The sequence below is a fragment of the Bacillus sp. 204(2023) genome (assembly GCF_037027505.1).
Classification (GTDB): Bacteria; Bacillota; Bacilli; order Bacillales; family Bacillaceae; genus Bacillus; species Bacillus subtilis.
This window is the reverse complement of record NZ_JAXCHE010000008.1, coordinates 12,937-28,608: the sequence shown is the minus strand read 5'-3', so window position 1 is coordinate 28,608 and position 15,672 is coordinate 12,937. Positions and strand designations below refer to the sequence as shown.

The 15,672-nt window shown below is 44.1% G+C and carries 14 protein-coding genes; 8 read left to right on the top strand and 6 right to left on the bottom strand.

The window, feature by feature from the left end; translation table 11 throughout:
* Positions 1-7: 7 nt before the first annotated feature.
* From WA279_RS15990 to nrnB, 6 genes are all read left to right on the top strand, one after another.
* Positions 8-1,342 (top strand): acetyl-CoA carboxylase biotin carboxylase subunit, encoded by a 1,335-nt coding sequence (locus WA279_RS15990; protein WP_251188421.1) that lies wholly within the window; start codon positions 8-10, stop codon positions 1,340-1,342.
* Between the two features lie 14 nt (positions 1,343-1,356).
* Positions 1,357-1,578 (top strand): acetyl-CoA carboxylase biotin carboxyl carrier protein subunit, encoded by a 222-nt coding sequence (locus WA279_RS15985; RefSeq protein WP_014476962.1) that lies wholly within the window; start codon positions 1,357-1,359, stop codon positions 1,576-1,578.
* 14 nt (positions 1,579-1,592) lie between these two features.
* Positions 1,593-2,492: a hydroxymethylglutaryl-CoA lyase gene (gene ldeG / locus WA279_RS15980; RefSeq protein ID WP_336155961.1), complete on the top strand. Its 900-nt coding sequence runs from the start codon at positions 1,593-1,595 to the stop codon at positions 2,490-2,492.
* Between the two features lie 20 nt (positions 2,493-2,512).
* Positions 2,513-3,295: an enoyl-CoA hydratase gene (locus WA279_RS15975; protein ID WP_336155960.1), complete on the top strand. Its 783-nt coding sequence runs from the start codon at positions 2,513-2,515 to the stop codon at positions 3,293-3,295.
* Positions 3,296-3,305: 10 nt separating this feature from the next.
* Positions 3,306-4,841 carry an acyl-CoA carboxylase subunit beta gene (locus WA279_RS15970; RefSeq protein WP_072174027.1) on the top strand — a complete coding sequence of 512 codons (1,536 nt, stop codon included), beginning with the start codon at positions 3,306-3,308 and terminating at the stop codon, positions 4,839-4,841.
* A 169-nt stretch (positions 4,842-5,010) separates the two neighbouring features.
* Positions 5,011-6,210: an oligoribonuclease NrnB gene (nrnB, locus tag WA279_RS15965; protein WP_336155959.1), complete on the top strand. Its 1,200-nt coding sequence runs from the start codon at positions 5,011-5,013 to the stop codon at positions 6,208-6,210.
* Between the two features lie 48 nt (positions 6,211-6,258).
* Here the strand turns inward: nrnB and WA279_RS15960 are convergent, their stop codons facing one another.
* The 3 genes from WA279_RS15960 to WA279_RS15950 form a co-directional block, all read right to left on the bottom strand.
* The gene (locus WA279_RS15960; RefSeq protein WP_003231529.1) at positions 6,259-6,855 is read right to left on the bottom strand and encodes a DedA family protein; all 597 of its coding nucleotides are present in this window, start codon (positions 6,853-6,855) and stop codon (positions 6,259-6,261) included.
* Positions 6,856-6,927: 72 nt separating this feature from the next.
* Positions 6,928-7,821 carry a UTP--glucose-1-phosphate uridylyltransferase GalU gene (galU, locus tag WA279_RS15955; RefSeq protein ID WP_003245127.1) on the bottom strand — a complete coding sequence of 298 codons (894 nt, stop codon included), beginning with the start codon at positions 7,819-7,821 and terminating at the stop codon, positions 6,928-6,930.
* Between the two features lie 6 nt (positions 7,822-7,827).
* Complete coding sequence (locus WA279_RS15950) at positions 7,828-8,232, bottom strand: GtrA family protein (protein WP_041518234.1); 405 nt, start codon at positions 8,230-8,232, stop codon at positions 7,828-7,830.
* Between the two features lie 718 nt (positions 8,233-8,950).
* Between WA279_RS15950 and xynD the strand changes: the two genes are divergently transcribed.
* The gene (gene xynD, locus WA279_RS15945; protein ID WP_336155957.1) at positions 8,951-10,492 is read left to right on the top strand and encodes an alpha-L-arabinofuranosidase; all 1,542 of its coding nucleotides are present in this window, start codon (positions 8,951-8,953) and stop codon (positions 10,490-10,492) included.
* A 130-nt stretch (positions 10,493-10,622) separates the two neighbouring features.
* Positions 10,623-11,891: a glucuronoarabinoxylan endo-1,4-beta-xylanase XynC gene (gene xynC / locus WA279_RS15940; RefSeq protein WP_029317861.1), complete on the top strand. Its 1,269-nt coding sequence runs from the start codon at positions 10,623-10,625 to the stop codon at positions 11,889-11,891.
* 240 nt (positions 11,892-12,131) lie between these two features.
* Here the strand turns inward: xynC and WA279_RS15935 are convergent, their stop codons facing one another.
* The 3 genes from WA279_RS15935 to WA279_RS15925 all read right to left on the bottom strand — a co-directional run bounded on the left by WA279_RS15935 (position 12,132) and on the right by WA279_RS15925 (position 15,659).
* Entirely contained in the window at positions 12,132-12,395 is a 264-nt protein-coding gene (locus WA279_RS15935) for a YnfE family protein (RefSeq protein ID WP_251188425.1), read from the bottom strand.
* Between the two features lie 66 nt (positions 12,396-12,461).
* The gene (gene eglS / locus WA279_RS15930; protein WP_336155956.1) at positions 12,462-13,961 is read right to left on the bottom strand and encodes an endo-1,4-beta-glucanase EglS; all 1,500 of its coding nucleotides are present in this window, start codon (positions 13,959-13,961) and stop codon (positions 12,462-12,464) included.
* A gap of 300 nt (positions 13,962-14,261) precedes the next feature.
* Positions 14,262-15,659: an alanine/glycine:cation symporter family protein gene (locus tag WA279_RS15925; RefSeq protein WP_336155955.1), complete on the bottom strand. Its 1,398-nt coding sequence runs from the start codon at positions 15,657-15,659 to the stop codon at positions 14,262-14,264.
* Between the last annotated feature and the right edge of the window lie 13 nt (positions 15,660-15,672).

Here is a 15,672-nt window from a genome sequence, read left to right as displayed (position 1 = left end):
TGAAATCATGTTTACAAAAGTACTGATCGCCAACCGCGGAGAAATTGCAATGAGAATTATCCGAACATGCAGCCGTCTCGGCATTAAAACGGTCGCTGTTTATTCAGAAGCAGACAAGGACGCGCTCCATACAAAAGCCGCTACAGAGGCTTATTTGATCGGGGAATCGAGAGTCAGTGAAAGTTATTTAAATATAGAGAGAATCATAAAGACGGCGAAAAAAGCAAATGCCGACGCGATCCACCCTGGATATGGATTGTTATCAGAAAACAGCCGATTCGCTGAACGCTGCAAGCAAGAAAACATCGTGTTTATCGGACCTTCCCCTGATATCATCGCAAAGATGGGCAGCAAAATTGAAGCGCGAAAAGCAATGGAGGCTGCAGGTGTCCCTGTGGTGCCGGGCGTTTCTGAATCCCTCGGAGATATAGAGGCAGCCTGCCGCACCGCAAGTCAAATCGGCTATCCTGTCATGCTGAAAGCTTCAGCGGGCGGAGGGGGCATCGGAATGCAGCGTGTTGAAAATGAAGAAGCATTAAAAAAAGCGTACGAGGGAAACAAAAAGCGCGCAGCAGATTTTTTCGGTGACGGGTCGATGTATATAGAAAAAGTTATTGAACATGCGCGTCACATCGAGGTTCAGCTTTTGGCCGATCAACACGGCCATACAGTACATCTGTTTGAACGTGATTGCTCTGTTCAGAGGCGCCACCAAAAAGTCATTGAAGAAGCACCGTCTCCATTTGTAGACGATGAACTAAGAATGAAGATCGGGCAAACAGCGGTAAAAGCAGCGAAGGCAATCGGCTATACGAACGCAGGCACCATCGAATTTATAGTTGACCAGAAGCAAAATTTTTATTTCCTCGAAATGAATACGAGACTGCAAGTTGAACACCCCGTGACTGAAGAAATAACAGGCCTGGACTTAGTTGAGCAGCAGCTGCGGATTGCTGCGGGCCATACACTCACATTCTCCCAAAAAGACATCCAACGGAACGGGCATGCGATAGAGGTTCGAATATACGCGGAAGATCCCAAGACCTTCTTCCCGTCACCGGGTACGATCACTGCGTTTTCACTTCCTGACCAAAAAGGAGTCAGACACGAATGTGCGGTAGCAAAAGACATCACCGTTACCCCTTTTTATGACCCGATGATCGCTAAGATGATTGTCAAAGGCCAAACCAGAACAGAAGCAATTGAAAAACTGGAGACAGCGCTCCGCGACTATCGTGTAGAGGGAATCAAAACAAATCTTCCGCTTCTCATACAGGCTGCGGCAACAAAGGCATTTAAAGAAGGGGATGTCACGACTGACTTTTTGAAACAACACCTATAAAGGAGGCAGTTGTCATGACGGTTAGCATACAAATGGCAGGAAACCTGTGGAAAGTCCACGTCAAAGCCGGCGACCAAATCGAAAAGGGCCAGGAGGTAGCCATTTTGGAATCGATGAAAATGGAAATCCCGATCGTTGCAGATAGAAGCGGAATCGTAAAAGAAGTCAAAAAAAATGAAGGCGACTTTGTAAATGAAGGAGACGTACTGCTCGAACTGAGCGATTCCACTCAATAATTTGGAGGAAGACCATGTCATATCCTAAAAAAGTGACAATCAAAGAAGTCGGCCCGCGTGACGGCTTACAAAACGAGCCCGTATGGATCGCAACAGAGGATAAAATAACCTGGATCAACCAGCTTTCCCGGACAGGGCTGTCGTATATTGAAATCACATCCTTCGTTCACCCGAAATGGATTCCGGCGCTTCGAGATGCTATCGACGTAGCAAAAGGCATCGACCGTTTAAAAGGGGTAACGTACGCGGCACTTGTCCCGAATCAAAGAGGACTGGAGAATGCGCTTGAAGGAGGCATTAACGAGGCTTGCGTTTTTATGTCCGCCAGCGAGACGCACAACAGAAAAAACATCAATAAATCCACTTCTGAATCCCTTCATATACTCAAACAAGTAAACAACGACGCAAAAAAAGCAAACCTCACAACCAGAGCCTACCTCTCGACTGTTTTCGGCTGTCCGTACGAAAAAGATGTCCCCATTGAACAAGTCATTCGCCTTTCAGAAGCTCTATTTGAATACGGGATTTCTGAACTGTCGCTTGGAGATACGATTGGAGCGGCTAATCCCGCCCAAGTGGAAACTGTACTTGAAGCTCTTTTGGCACGATTCCCGGCTAATCAAATTGCCCTGCATTTTCATGATACGAGAGGAACCGCTCTTGCCAACATGGTCACAGCACTCCAAATGGGCATCACGGTGTTCGACGGCTCGGCAGGCGGGCTTGGTGGATGCCCATATGCGCCAGGTTCATCAGGAAACGCCGCAACTGAGGATATCGTGTACATGCTTGAACAGATGGATATCAAAACAAATGTAAAGCTAGAAAAACTGCTATCTGCGGCCAAATGGATAGAAGAAAAAATGGGCAAACCGCTGCCGAGCAGAAATTTACAGGTGTTTAAATCATCTTGATAAAAGGGAGGACGCATACAATGGGAGAATCTATTCTTTTTACTGTTAAAAATGAACATATTGCGTTGATCACCTTAAACAGGCCTCAGGCAGCAAATGCTCTTTCAGCGGAAATGCTTAGAAACCTGCAAATGATTCTTCAGGAAATTGAATTCAACTCAAACATCCGCTGCGTCATCCTCACAGGCACCGGTGAAAAAGCGTTTTGTGCAGGGGCAGACCTGAAGGAACGGATAAAACTGAAAGAAGATCAGGTTCTGGAAAGTGTATCTCTCATTCAAAGAACGGCGGCTTTACTTGATGCCTTGCCGCAGCCGGTCATAGCTGCGATAAATGGAAGCGCATTAGGCGGCGGACTAGAATTGACATTGGCATGCGACCTTCGAATCGCAGCTGAATCAGCTGTGCTGGGACTTCCGGAAACAGGATTAGCTATTATCCCGGGCGCTGGAGGGACCCAAAGGCTGCCCCGGCTGATTGGCAGAGGAAAAGCAAAAGAATTCATTTATACAGGCAGACGCGTGACCGCACACGAAGCAAAAGAAATAGGCCTTGTAGAGCATGTCACGGCTCCTTGTGACCTTATGCCAAAAGCAGAGGAACTGGCCGCAGCCATTTCTGCCAACGGGCCGATCGCTGTCCGTCAGGCTAAATTTGCAATCAATAAAGGATTGGAGACAGATCTCGCTACAGGCCTTGCGATTGAACAAAAAGCGTATGAACAAACCATCCCGACAAAAGACAGGAGAGAAGGGCTTCAGGCCTTTCAAGAAAAAAGACGGGCCGTATACAAGGGAATATAAAAGGGAGGCAATGCTGATGGATTATGAAAAGGAACGAACAGAACGGGCTGAACGGATTCGAAAAGGCGGAGCGGAAAAGTATCATCAAAGCAATCGGGAAAAAGGCAAGCTCTTTGTCAGAGAGCGGCTTTCCCTTCTCTTTGACGATGACATTGAGCTAGAAGACGCTTTTTTTGCGGAATGTATGTCAGACGGGCTTCCCGCTGACGGAGTTGTAACCGCTATCGGCAAAATCGGCGGCCAAACCGTTTGCGTCATGGCGAATGATTCAACAGTGAAAGCGGGGTCATGGGGAGCTAAAACAGTTGAAAAAATCATCAGAATTCAAGAAACCGCCGAAAAATTAAACTGTCCGCTCATTTATTTAGTCGATTCGGCAGGCGCCCGAATTACCGACCAAATCAATGTCTTTCCAGGGAGACGCGGTGCAGGAAGAATTTTTTACAATCAAGTCAAATTATCAGGACGCATTCCGCAAATCTGTCTGCTTTTCGGACCATCTGCAGCAGGTGGCGCTTATATTCCGGCCTTCTGTGATATCGTCGTTATGGTAGACGGTAACGCCTCCATGTATTTAGGCTCGCCAAGGATGGCGGAAATGGTTATTGGCGAAAAAGTGTCTCTTGAAGAAATGGGTGGCGCCCGTATGCATTGCTCAATCTCCGGCTGCGGAGATATTCTTGCAGAAACTGAAGAAGAAGCCATACAGCTGGCGCGGGCTTATTTGTCTTACTTTCCGGCAAATTTTCAAGAAAAAGCGCCCATTCATAAGAAACGCCCGCCAAAACACTTCGACACTCCGCTTGCCGACGTCATTCCGCAAAATCAAAACGCACCTTTTGATATGCATGAGCTGATTGAGCGGGTCATAGATGAAGACTCATTTTTTGAGATCAAAGCCTTATTTGCACCGGAATTATTGACGGGCCTCGCACGAATCCACGGACAGCCTGTCGGCATTGTTGCAAACCAGCCGAAGGTAAAAGGAGGCGTCTTATTCCACGATTCAGCAGACAAAGCGGCTAAGTTTATTACCTTATGTGACGCTTTTCATATCCCATTGCTGTTCTTAGCCGATATCCCCGGTTTTATGATTGGCACAAAAGTAGAACAGGCTGGGATTATCAGACACGGAGCGAAAATGATTTCTGCGATGTCGGAGGCAACTGTTCCAAAACTCTCAGTCATTGTCCGAAAAGCTTACGGGGCTGGGTTGTATGCAATGGCAGGGCCGGCATTTGAACCGGATTGCTGTCTAGCGCTCCCAACCGCCCAAATCGCCGTCATGGGCCCTGAGGCAGCTGTAAACGCTGTCTACGCTAAAAAAATCGCCGAGCTGCCAGAAGAAGAGAGAGCCGCATTTATCAGCAGCAAACGGGAAGAATATAAAGAGGACATCAATATCTACCGTCTGGCTTCAGAAATGATCATTGATGCTGTTATCCCAGCCAATTCGCTGCGTGATGAGCTGGCCAAACGGCTCAAGGCATACATGACAAAGGAAATGACATTTACCAATCGAAAACATCCGGTTTATCCGGTGTAAAAGCAAGAACTTAGGAGCGCAAAAAAAGCGCTCCTTTATATATTTACAATAACAACATTATGTCAACTAATTACCATTGCATAAAACGCTTGGTTTTTTAGAATAGTAAATAAAGGCTGCCGCACCTCTAGTGGCAATTGTCAGTTTATCATAAAAAGGGGCCTACATTATGTATCATTTATATTCACATAACGACTTGGATGGAGTAGGATGCGGAATCGTAGCAAAATTGGCGTTCGGAAAAGACGTAGAGGTCCGGTATAACTCTGTCAACGGCTTAAACGCACAGGTGCAGTACTTTTTAGAAAAAGCGAAGGAGAGTAACAGACAGGACGCGTTATTCATCACCGATCTCGCCGTCAATGAAGAAAACGAAGAGAGATTGAATGAGTATGTTCATGCAGGGGGCAAAGTGAAGCTCATTGACCATCATAAAACAGCCCTTCATTTGAATGAGCATGAATGGGGATTTGTCCAGGTGGAATACGATGATGGAAGGCTCACATCCGCGACATCGCTTTTATATGGCTATCTCGTTGAAAATGGCTTCATGAAACCGACAAACGCCTTAGATCAATTCACAGAGCTCGTCCGCCAATACGATACATGGGAGTGGGAGCGGTACGACCAAAAACAGGCGAAGCGGCTTAATGATCTTTTCTTTTTGCTGTCAATCGATGAATTTGAAGCAAAAATGATCCAGCGCCTTTCCACGCATGACGAATTTTTCTTCGATGATTTTGAAGAAAAACTGCTTGATTTAGAAGACGAAAAAATCGAGCGCCACCTCCGCAGAAAGAAAAGGGAAATGGTACAAACCTTTGTTCACGAACACTGTGTAGGCATCGTTCACGCTGAATCGTACCATTCAGAGCTGGGGAACAGGCTAGGGAAAGATAACCCGCACCTCGATTACATTGCGATTTTGAGCATGGGGTCAAAACGAGTCAGTCTCCGCACCATTCATGATTACATCGATGTGTCAGAAATCGCCGGCCGATATGGCGGCGGAGGGCATGCAAAAGCGTCCGGCTGTTCAATAACCGATGAAGTATACGAGTTGTTTGTAGCTGAAGCTTTCCGCATTGATCCTGTACGGCCGGATGCCTTCCGTAACATCTATAATCTAAAGGGATCTGCGAATGGATCATTATATGAAAATCGCGCACAAATGAGATTTTTTCTTTTCCCTTTAGACAACGAATGGAATATTCAAATTAACGGAGAAACCCAAGACGAAACATTCGCAGCGTTTGAAGAGGCAGAATGGTTTATTAAGAGAAATTATGCCGCATCGCTCGTGCGGGATGAAGTGTTTGTCGCATTTTTAGCGGAGAATCTGAAGCTGGCAAATCAACATCGGAAGTAAAAAAATATGCATAGGGGAGCGTCAGTCACCCCTATGCATATCCGCTAGCTATCGTTTAAATATGGCTGTACGTTTCTTAATCACAAAATAAAGGGCTATCACGACAACAGCCAATATCATAATCGGTGTTGTATAAGTGCCTGCTATATTCTCAACATCATCCCACTGGCTTCCTAGCTGTATGCCTAAATAAACAAACAGAATAGACCATGGAATGATAGCAAGCACAGTCAGTACCACAAATTTGAGAAAAGGCATTCTGGCAATACCTGCCGGAATGGATATGGCATGTCTGACAACCGGTATAAAACGAGCCGAGAAGACAACTCCGGCGCCGTATTTCTGAAACCAGTTTTCCGACATGTCGATATGATGCTTTTTAATCAATAAATACTTCCCGTATTTGTCCAGAAATGGCCTGCCGCCATAGCGGCCGATCCAGTAAATAAAGATCTGGGCAATGGTGCCCCCGATAACACCCGCAATAATTGCGCCAATAAATCCAATCGTGCCCTCCGATACCATATAGCCGCCATAAGCTAATACAATCTCACTCGGAATGATTTCAATCATTAACCCAATCGCAATACCCGCATATCCCATGTTCGTCAGCCATGTTAAAATTTCGCTTATCAAACTGCCCACATTCTTCACAACCTGTCCTAATCTTTTTCACTATTATATGACTGATTGACGAGCAAGATGGTTACAATTTTTTTACCGCAGCATTTCTTTCGTTTCCCGTTTGATCACATCTTCTAAATAGGCCAAAAGCTGAGATCTCATTTCGGGACGCATTAAGCCGATTTCGGTGCTCGCTTTAAAACAGCCCAGCTTATCGCCAATGTCATATCGATTTCCTTCCAGCAACCGGGCATGGATCGGCTCCTTACGGCAAACCTCACGAAGCGCATCTGTCAGCTGAATTTCGTTGCCCGCGCCTCTGCCAATTGTCTTCAAAACGGAGAAGATCGAAGAATTCAGCACATAACGTCCCATTACTGCGATTTCCGAAGGTGCTTCTTCAGGAGAAGGCTTTTCCACTAAATCGTTCACTTCATATACATGCCCTTGAGACCCTGATGTATTTATAATACCATATTTGCTGACATCCTCAGGGAGAACTGACTGTACACCGACAACCTCTGTGCCATAAACGTCATATACATCCATTAATTGCCGAAGAGCCGGTGTTTCAGACACCATAATATCATCACCTAAGAGAACAGCAAAAGGCTCATCTCCGATAAAATGCTCCGCACACAGCACCGCATGGCCTAATCCGAGCGGTTCTTTCTGGCGGATGTAATGAATGTTGGCCAAATCGGCAATCTGCTGCATTTCCTTAAGTGTCTCCGTCTTGCCTTTTTCCCGGAGATTGAATTCCAATTCCGCCGACCGATCAAAATGATCTTCAATCGAGCGTTTGTTTCTCCCTGTAATAATCAGTATATCTTCAATTCCTGACTCTGCGGCCTCTTCTACAATATATTGGATTGCTGGTTTGTCGACGATTGGGAGCATTTCTTTAGGCTGCGCCTTTGTCGCCGGCAGAAATCTCGTTCCTAAACCCGCTGCGGGAATAACTGCTTTTCTCACTTTTTTTCTCATTCATCCTCACTCCTGATCCTGTATGTTTTTCATCGAATCTCCAAATACCCAGATTCGGTTTCCGATAAAATTCATCATCATTCCGCCGATAGTGGCGGCGAGCTTACTCACCAAAAGCGAGCAGCCGCAATTTTGAAACAAATAAAGCAGCAAAAAGGTGATCCCTGACGCGGCAATATTAATCATGAGAAAACGCACGATCTCTTTCCCGTCAGCCTTACGTTTCACACAAAACGTCCAATTCCGGTTCCACACATAGCTGTTGACGATACCTGCAGTATAGGAGCAGATCTGCGCCGGCAGATAAGAGACATGACAAGCGGTAAGAAGAAAGAAGACACCAAAATCTATCAGCGTATTGCCGACGCCTACGGTGCAAAAACGGCCTAAGGTCTTTATTTTTTCTTTCAGCGTAACGGACCTCCTTTCTTAAAAGATGCGAGTGGCAGTCATATTTGTTGATATGGATTACTATAGCGGACAGTGTTGAATAAACAATTAATAAAATATGAACAAAACATGAAAAAAGCGGGTATACCGCTCAATAGTTCTTATACTCTTTAAAAAGCAGCGGCATGAACGGCTGATTTTTCGAAAACGCTCATTACATAAAGATGAAAAAATATGACATATTTCGCGGGGAAGAGGGCGAAATGATAACGAAAGGTCTTGCAAAGAAGAGAACAATACTTCAATAGATTGAGTGGTTTTAAGCCTTGATTCCCTATCAGCAGAGATGATGTCTATTATGTCAATAATCGAGGGAACAGTCTAAGCGAAGAAAAGTCGGTAACAGCCGTATATGTAGCCCCATCTAAACAATGAATAAATGTATCCAGTTCCTTTGTAGAATCGAACACGAATTCCTCCAAAAGTATTCTATACACTATTTTTTTAATAATGTAGGATGTTAGATAAAGGGATTTTTTTGAATAAATATACATACCTGCTCGAGCGTTATAGGGGACTTGAACAATTCGCCATTTTATTTTCTGGACAATGACCGCTAGGAATGGGGGAACTTTTCTAGATTGATCTTGAAGAAACAAGTGGTGCAGTCTTCATGACCTGTTGTTAACAAATTTCAAAAGAACCCTTCATTATTAAGGAAAAAGGAGGATGTGAAGTGATGAGGAAAAAGTGTAGCGTATGTTTATTTGTTTTTGCTTTATTATTGAGCTGTTTATCTGGAAAGTCTGCGTATGCTGCCACCAGTAGTACAATTGCAAAACATGTAGGGAATTCAAATCCGCTTATCGACCATCATTTGGGAGCGGATCCGGTTGCGCTGACCTATAACGGGAGAGTCTATATTTATATGTCAAGTGATGACTATGAATATAATAGCAACGGAACGATTAAAGATAATTCATTTGCCAATTTGAATAAAGTATTCGTCATTTCTTCAGCGGATATGGTGAACTGGACAGACCACGGAGCCATTCCGGTAGCAGGTGCCAATGGAGCTAATGGTGGCCGTGGGATAGCAAAATGGGCAGGGGCGTCATGGGCACCGTCAATCGCAGTAAAAAAAATCAATGGCAAGGATAAATTCTTCCTTTATTTCGCAAACAGCGGCGGAGGTATCGGGGTTCTCACCGCAGACAGCCCGATTGGTCCATGGACCGACCCAATCGGAAAACCGCTCGTAACGCCAAGTACGCCAGGAATTTCTGGTGTTGTATGGCTTTTTGATCCGGCAGTATTTGTAGATGATGACGGCACCGGTTACCTGTATGCCGGGGGAGGCGTTCCTGGCGGTTCAAATCCAACGCAGGGACAATGGGCCAATCCTAAAACGGCAAGGGTCATAAAATTGGGGCCTGATATGACGAGTGTTGTTGGAAGTGCATCTACAATTGATGCGCCTTTCATGTTTGAAGATTCGGGATTGCACAAGTATAACGGAACATATTATTACTCCTATTGCATTAATTTCGGCGGCACGCACCCGGCCGATAAACCCCCAGGTGAGATCGGCTACATGACCAGTTCAAGTCCCATGGGCCCCTTTACATATAGAGGGCACTTCCTGAAAAATCCGGGTGCATTTTTCGGAGGTGGCGGAAACAACCATCATGCTGTTTTCAATTTTAAAAACGAGTGGTATGTGGTGTACCACGCGCAAACTGTCAGTTCCGCTCTGTTCGGGGCCGGCAAAGGATACCGTTCTCCCCATATTAATAAGCTGGTGCATAACCCAGATGGATCCATCCAAGAGGTAGCAGCAAATTATGCAGGTGTAACACAGCTTTCCAATTTGAATCCTTATAACCGGGTAGAAGCTGAAACGTTTGCCTGGAATGGACGCATTTTGACAGAGAAGTCCACAGCACCCGGCGGGCCAGTTAATAATCAGCATGTAACAAGCATTCAAAATGGAGACTGGATTGCTGTAGGAAATGCAGACTTCGGAGCGGGCGGTGCCAGGTCATTTAAAGCAAATGTAGCATCCACTTCAGGCGGGAAAATAGAAGTTCGCCTCGACAGTGCTGATGGTAAGCTTGTTGGAACTCTGAATGTACCTTCCACAGGTGGAGCGCAAACGTGGAGAGAAATAGAAACTGCAGTAAGCGGGGCAACCGGTGTGCACAAAGTATTCTTTGTATTTACCGGAACAGGTACAGGAAACTTGTTTAATTTTGATTACTGGCAGTTTACGCAAAGATAGTACTCGTAATGGGACCGCTTAAAAACGAGGCGGGTGAAGTACGGGCCAGCACCGGAACAGCCCGTCATTATGGATATGCCATGCAGATTTTTTAATACCGTAAAAGACACATAACGAAGGAGAGGAATAAATGATTCCACGCATAAAAAAAACAATTTGTGTACTATTAGTATGTTTCACTATGCTGTCAGTCATGTTAGGGCCAGGCGCTACTGAAGTTTTGGCAGCAAGTGATGTAACAGTTAATGTATCTGCAGAGAAACAAGTGATTCGCGGTTTTGGAGGGATGAATCATCCGGCTTGGGCTGGGGATCTTACAGCAGCTCAAAGAGAAACTGCTTTTGGCAATGGACAGAACCAGTTAGGATTTTCAATCTTAAGAATTCATGTAGATGAAAATCGAAATAATTGGTATAAAGAGGTGGAGACTGCAAAGAGTGCGGTCAAACATGGAGCAATCGTTTTTGCTTCTCCTTGGAATCCTCCAAGTGATATGGTTGAGACCTTTAATCGTAATGGTGACACATCGGCTAAACGGCTGAAATACAACAAGTACGCAGCATACGCGCAGCATCTTAACGATTTTGTTACCTTCATGAAGAATAATGGTGTGAATCTTTACGCGATTTCGGTACAAAACGAGCCTGATTACGCTCACGAGTGGACGTGGTGGACGCCGCAAGAAATACTTCGCTTTATGAGAGAAAACGCCGGCTCGATCAATGCCCGCGTCATTGCGCCTGAGTCATTTCAATACTTGAAGAATTTGTCGGACCCGATTTTGAACGATCCGCAGGCTCTTGCCAATATGGATATTCTCGGAACCCACCTGTACGGCACCCAGGTCAGCCAATTCCCTTATCCTCTTTTCAAACAAAAAGGAGCGGGGAAGGACCTTTGGATGACGGAAGTATACTATCCGAACAGTGATAACAACTCGGCGGATCGATGGCCTGAGGCATTGGATGTTTCACAGCATATTCACAATGCGATGGTAGAGGGGGACTTTCAAGCTTATGTATGGTGGTACATCCGAAGATCATATGGACCTATGAAAGAAGATGGTACGATCAGCAAACGCGGCTACAATATGGCTCATTTCTCAAAGTTTGTGCGTCCCGGCTATGTAAGGATTGATGCAACGAAAAACCCTAATGCGAACGTTTACGTATCAGCCTATAAAGGTGACAACAAGGTCGTTATTGTTGCCATCAATAAAAGCAACACAGGAGTCAACCAAAACTTTGTTTTGCAGAATGGATCTGCTTCAAACGTATCTAGATGGATCACGAGCAGCAGCAGCAATCTACAACCTGGAACGAATCTCACTGTATCAGGCAATCATTTTTGGGCCCATCTTCCAGCTCAAAGCGTGACAACATTTGTTGTAAATCGTTAAGAGCACAAAGACACACATAATTGGCGATTTTCCGATGGGAAATCGCTTTTTTATTTTGTTGCTGAATTACAGGAAGAAGAAAGGATGTACATAAAAACAGCAAAGCTTTAATCTTCATCTTTTCTAGTTTACATAATATATATTCTAGGAAGTAAACAAAATAAATAAATTTCTGTCTCAATATAAAAGTATACTTAAGTTAGTGAGACAGAAATTGAAATTTTTCTGCTGAATGACAAATCAAAAAAATGGCGTTGTCAATCCATAATAAACGGCTTCTAAATCCTCCAGCGTCATATCGCCATATGCGCATTTGATAACAGAGTCAGCAAACACATCATAGTCATAATCTGTAGAAAATCCTTGCTGCAGCTGTTTTTCGTAAACTTCGATCTGATCTTTTTGATGCTGGATGTCTTTTTCCTTACCTGGATAGTCCGGACCATTTATCACATTACTCATTTCTTTGTACATCACCATATACTGTTTCAGTATTTCATCCACAACGCAAACCTCCTATTAGATGATAAAAACGGACATCGTTACTGATGTCCGCCAAAAAAAGCTTAACTAATTTGGTTCTGTTCCCCAAATCAGTTTTCCTTGATCATATAATGTGATTTTTTTCGTTGTTTTAAACGTATTTGATTTGAAAAAGGAATAATCGCCGCTTTGTGCATAATTGCTCCAGTCATCATTGTGAAGACGAAGCTGAATATTCCCTGTGCTTGCTCCTGGTGCCAGCGTTCCGTTTTTAAACCCAAGTTCCAGATAGGTATCTGCACCTTGCTTTGGTTTATGCAACGTCACAAACTTGTGTGTCATATTGCCGCATCCAAGCTGCGCGTAGTCACAGTCAAAATTTTGGCCTTTGTTTTTCGCGTTATACCAGTAACGGGCAGTGACATCTTTTAAATCAACCGTGGTATTGCCGTTATTTTTTATTTGAAGCTGCGGACTGATTTGGTTGCTGTTCATACCCCCATCCCCTGCTCTGTATTGTACAGAAATACCGTTTTCCTGTGTGGGTTTATCTTGTGCTGGCTTTTCAGGAATGTCCTTCGTCGAATCTTTGGTGCCGAGAATGTTTTCTCTAACGAATGTTCCTGAAGCAGATAAATCTGACAACCGCCAGCCGCCTGTTTTAGATGCCCCCGGCTTTAAAGCTGAGGATGATTCCTGCTTATCAGAAAGATTCCAGTTCACCCAGCTAATGGTCTTGCTATCGAGATATTTCAGCCATTCCCGCGATTGATCAAGGAATACACCGCCATTTCCGGAAGCATCACTTGTCCCCCATTCTGTCACAAAAATAGGCGCTCCTTTGCTGAGTGCATAGTTTGCTTTATCCCGTAAAAACTGGCCGTGTGTGCCGGCGTAAAAATGAAGTGCGTACATAACGTTTGCATCTTTTAGCTGGTCATCGGCAGCATCATTTACATCCTGGCTCCATGTACCGGTTCCGACAATGATAATGTTGTCTGGATCATTTTTGCGGATAACGGAAATCACTTCTTCCGCATACGGTTTAATATCACGCTTCCAGTTCACATCACCGTTTGGTTCGTTTGCAATTTCATAAATGACGTTTGGCGTGTTTCCGTAAAGACTTGACATTTCCTTGAAGAATTCTTTTGCCTTCTCTTTATTTTGGTTTGGATTACCGTCATTTAAAATATGCCAGTCAATGATGACGTATATCCCAAGCTCTTTTGCCGCTTCAACCGCTTCTTTTACTTTATTTTTCACGGACGGGTTGTCAATATAACCGCCATCTGCCGTATACATCGCTGCACGGAAAACGGTGATACCCCAATCGTCCCTCAGCCATTTTAAGCTGTCTTTATTGACATATTCTCCATACCATTGCAATCCGTGTGAACTGATCCCCTTCAGCTGTACCGCTTTACCGTCTCGGTTAACGAGCTGTGTACCTTTTATGCTAAGCTGGCCATTCTTGGCTACTGGCGTTTTTGTCCCTGCTGCTGATGCCGGCGAAGCCATCATGCCGCCCATTGTCAATAACGTAATCAATAAACACGTAATAAAAATCGAGATTGACCGTTTCATATCTGATCTTTTCCTCCTTCGCATCATTTTGGCTCTTCACTTCTTATGAGCACGAACTCATTGTAAAAATCTTTCTCATGATTGTCTATCAACCTAATTTCTTGTTTTTGGGAGGTTTAAAAGCCTGTCAATTTGCTCTATATTCATTGAATAAGACACACATGACACATATAGAACAAAGAAAACTGGACTGAATTGGGACTTTACACGTCATTTTTCATTCGAGTCGAAAAATTAAATTTATTTCCAATAGTAAAAAAGCTGCATTCAACTATTGAATGCAGCTTTGTTTTATATTTATTATGCTTCTTGTTTCTCATCTTCCCATGTTTCAGCGTTTTTCAGCCCTGGGATGTTTTTCGCTTTAAACACAGGATCAAGTCCTTGCTTACGCTGTTTCGCGTAATCTTTATACACTTTGTAAGCAACGTTTGACAGCAGCGTAATCACAATTAAGTTGATCAGCGCCATGATACCCATAAAGAGGTCCGCCATATCCCAAACGATTTGGAAGCCTGATAAAGATCCATACACAACCATAGCAATTACAGCGATACGGTAAATGTTCAGCCATGTTTTGCTTGTTTTAATAAATTCAATATTTGTCTCACCATAATAATAGTTGCCGACAACTGAACTGAATGCAAACAAGAACATTGCGACTGCGATGAAAGTCGGCGCCCAGCCTCCAATGTGATGGTTAAGGGCAGCCTGTGTGACTTGGATACCATCGCCTTTTGGTGTTACACTATACAGCAAAATGATAAATGCTGTGGACGTACATACGATAAATGTATCGAAAAATACGCCTAATGTTTGAATAAATCCTTGCTTAGCCGGATGGGATACATGAGCTGTTGCAGCCGCATTTGGAGCGCTTCCCATCCCTGCTTCGTTTGAGAAAAGTCCGCGCTGCGCACCGATAACGATGATGCCGCCAATTCCGCCGCCGACAACTTGTTCAAAACCTAAAGCGTTTTTAACAATTGTAGCGATAACACCAGGGAAAGCCGTAATATTCGTGATGACAACAAATAAAGCGATAAGGATATAAATGCCTGCCATAACCGGCACAATTAGCTGTGAAACAGCGACAACACGTTTTAAACCGCCGAAAATGATAAACGCAGTTAAAACCGCCAGAACTATGGCTACAACTATTTTATTCACATGGAATGCGCCATCCAATGCTCCAGCAATGGTATTTGTTTGAACAGCGTTAAAAATCAAGCCGAATGAAACGGTAATTAAGACAGCAAAAACGATCCCAAGCCATCTGACTCCAAGACCTTTTTGAATGTAGTAGGCCGGGCCTCCGCGAAAATCGTCCCCGTCTCTCACCTTATAAAGCTGCGCTAACGTACTCTCAACAAAGCTTGAAGCCATACCTACAGCAGCTACTACCCACATCCAAAATACAGCGCCTGGTCCGCCTGTCGCGATTGCTAAGGCTACACCAGTCAAATTCCCTGTACCGACTCGGGATGCGGCCGAAATAAAGAATGCCTGCATAGATGAAACACCTTTATTTCCTTCCGGCTTCTCCCCTACTATTCTGAACATTTCAATAAAATAACGGAATTGGATAAAACCAAAACGTATGGTAAAAAATAATCCAAGCCCTATTAAAATATAAAATAGGTATTTCCAGATGAAATCACTTGGAATATTAATCAAACTATTGAAAAAAGACTCCATATTTACCTCCCGT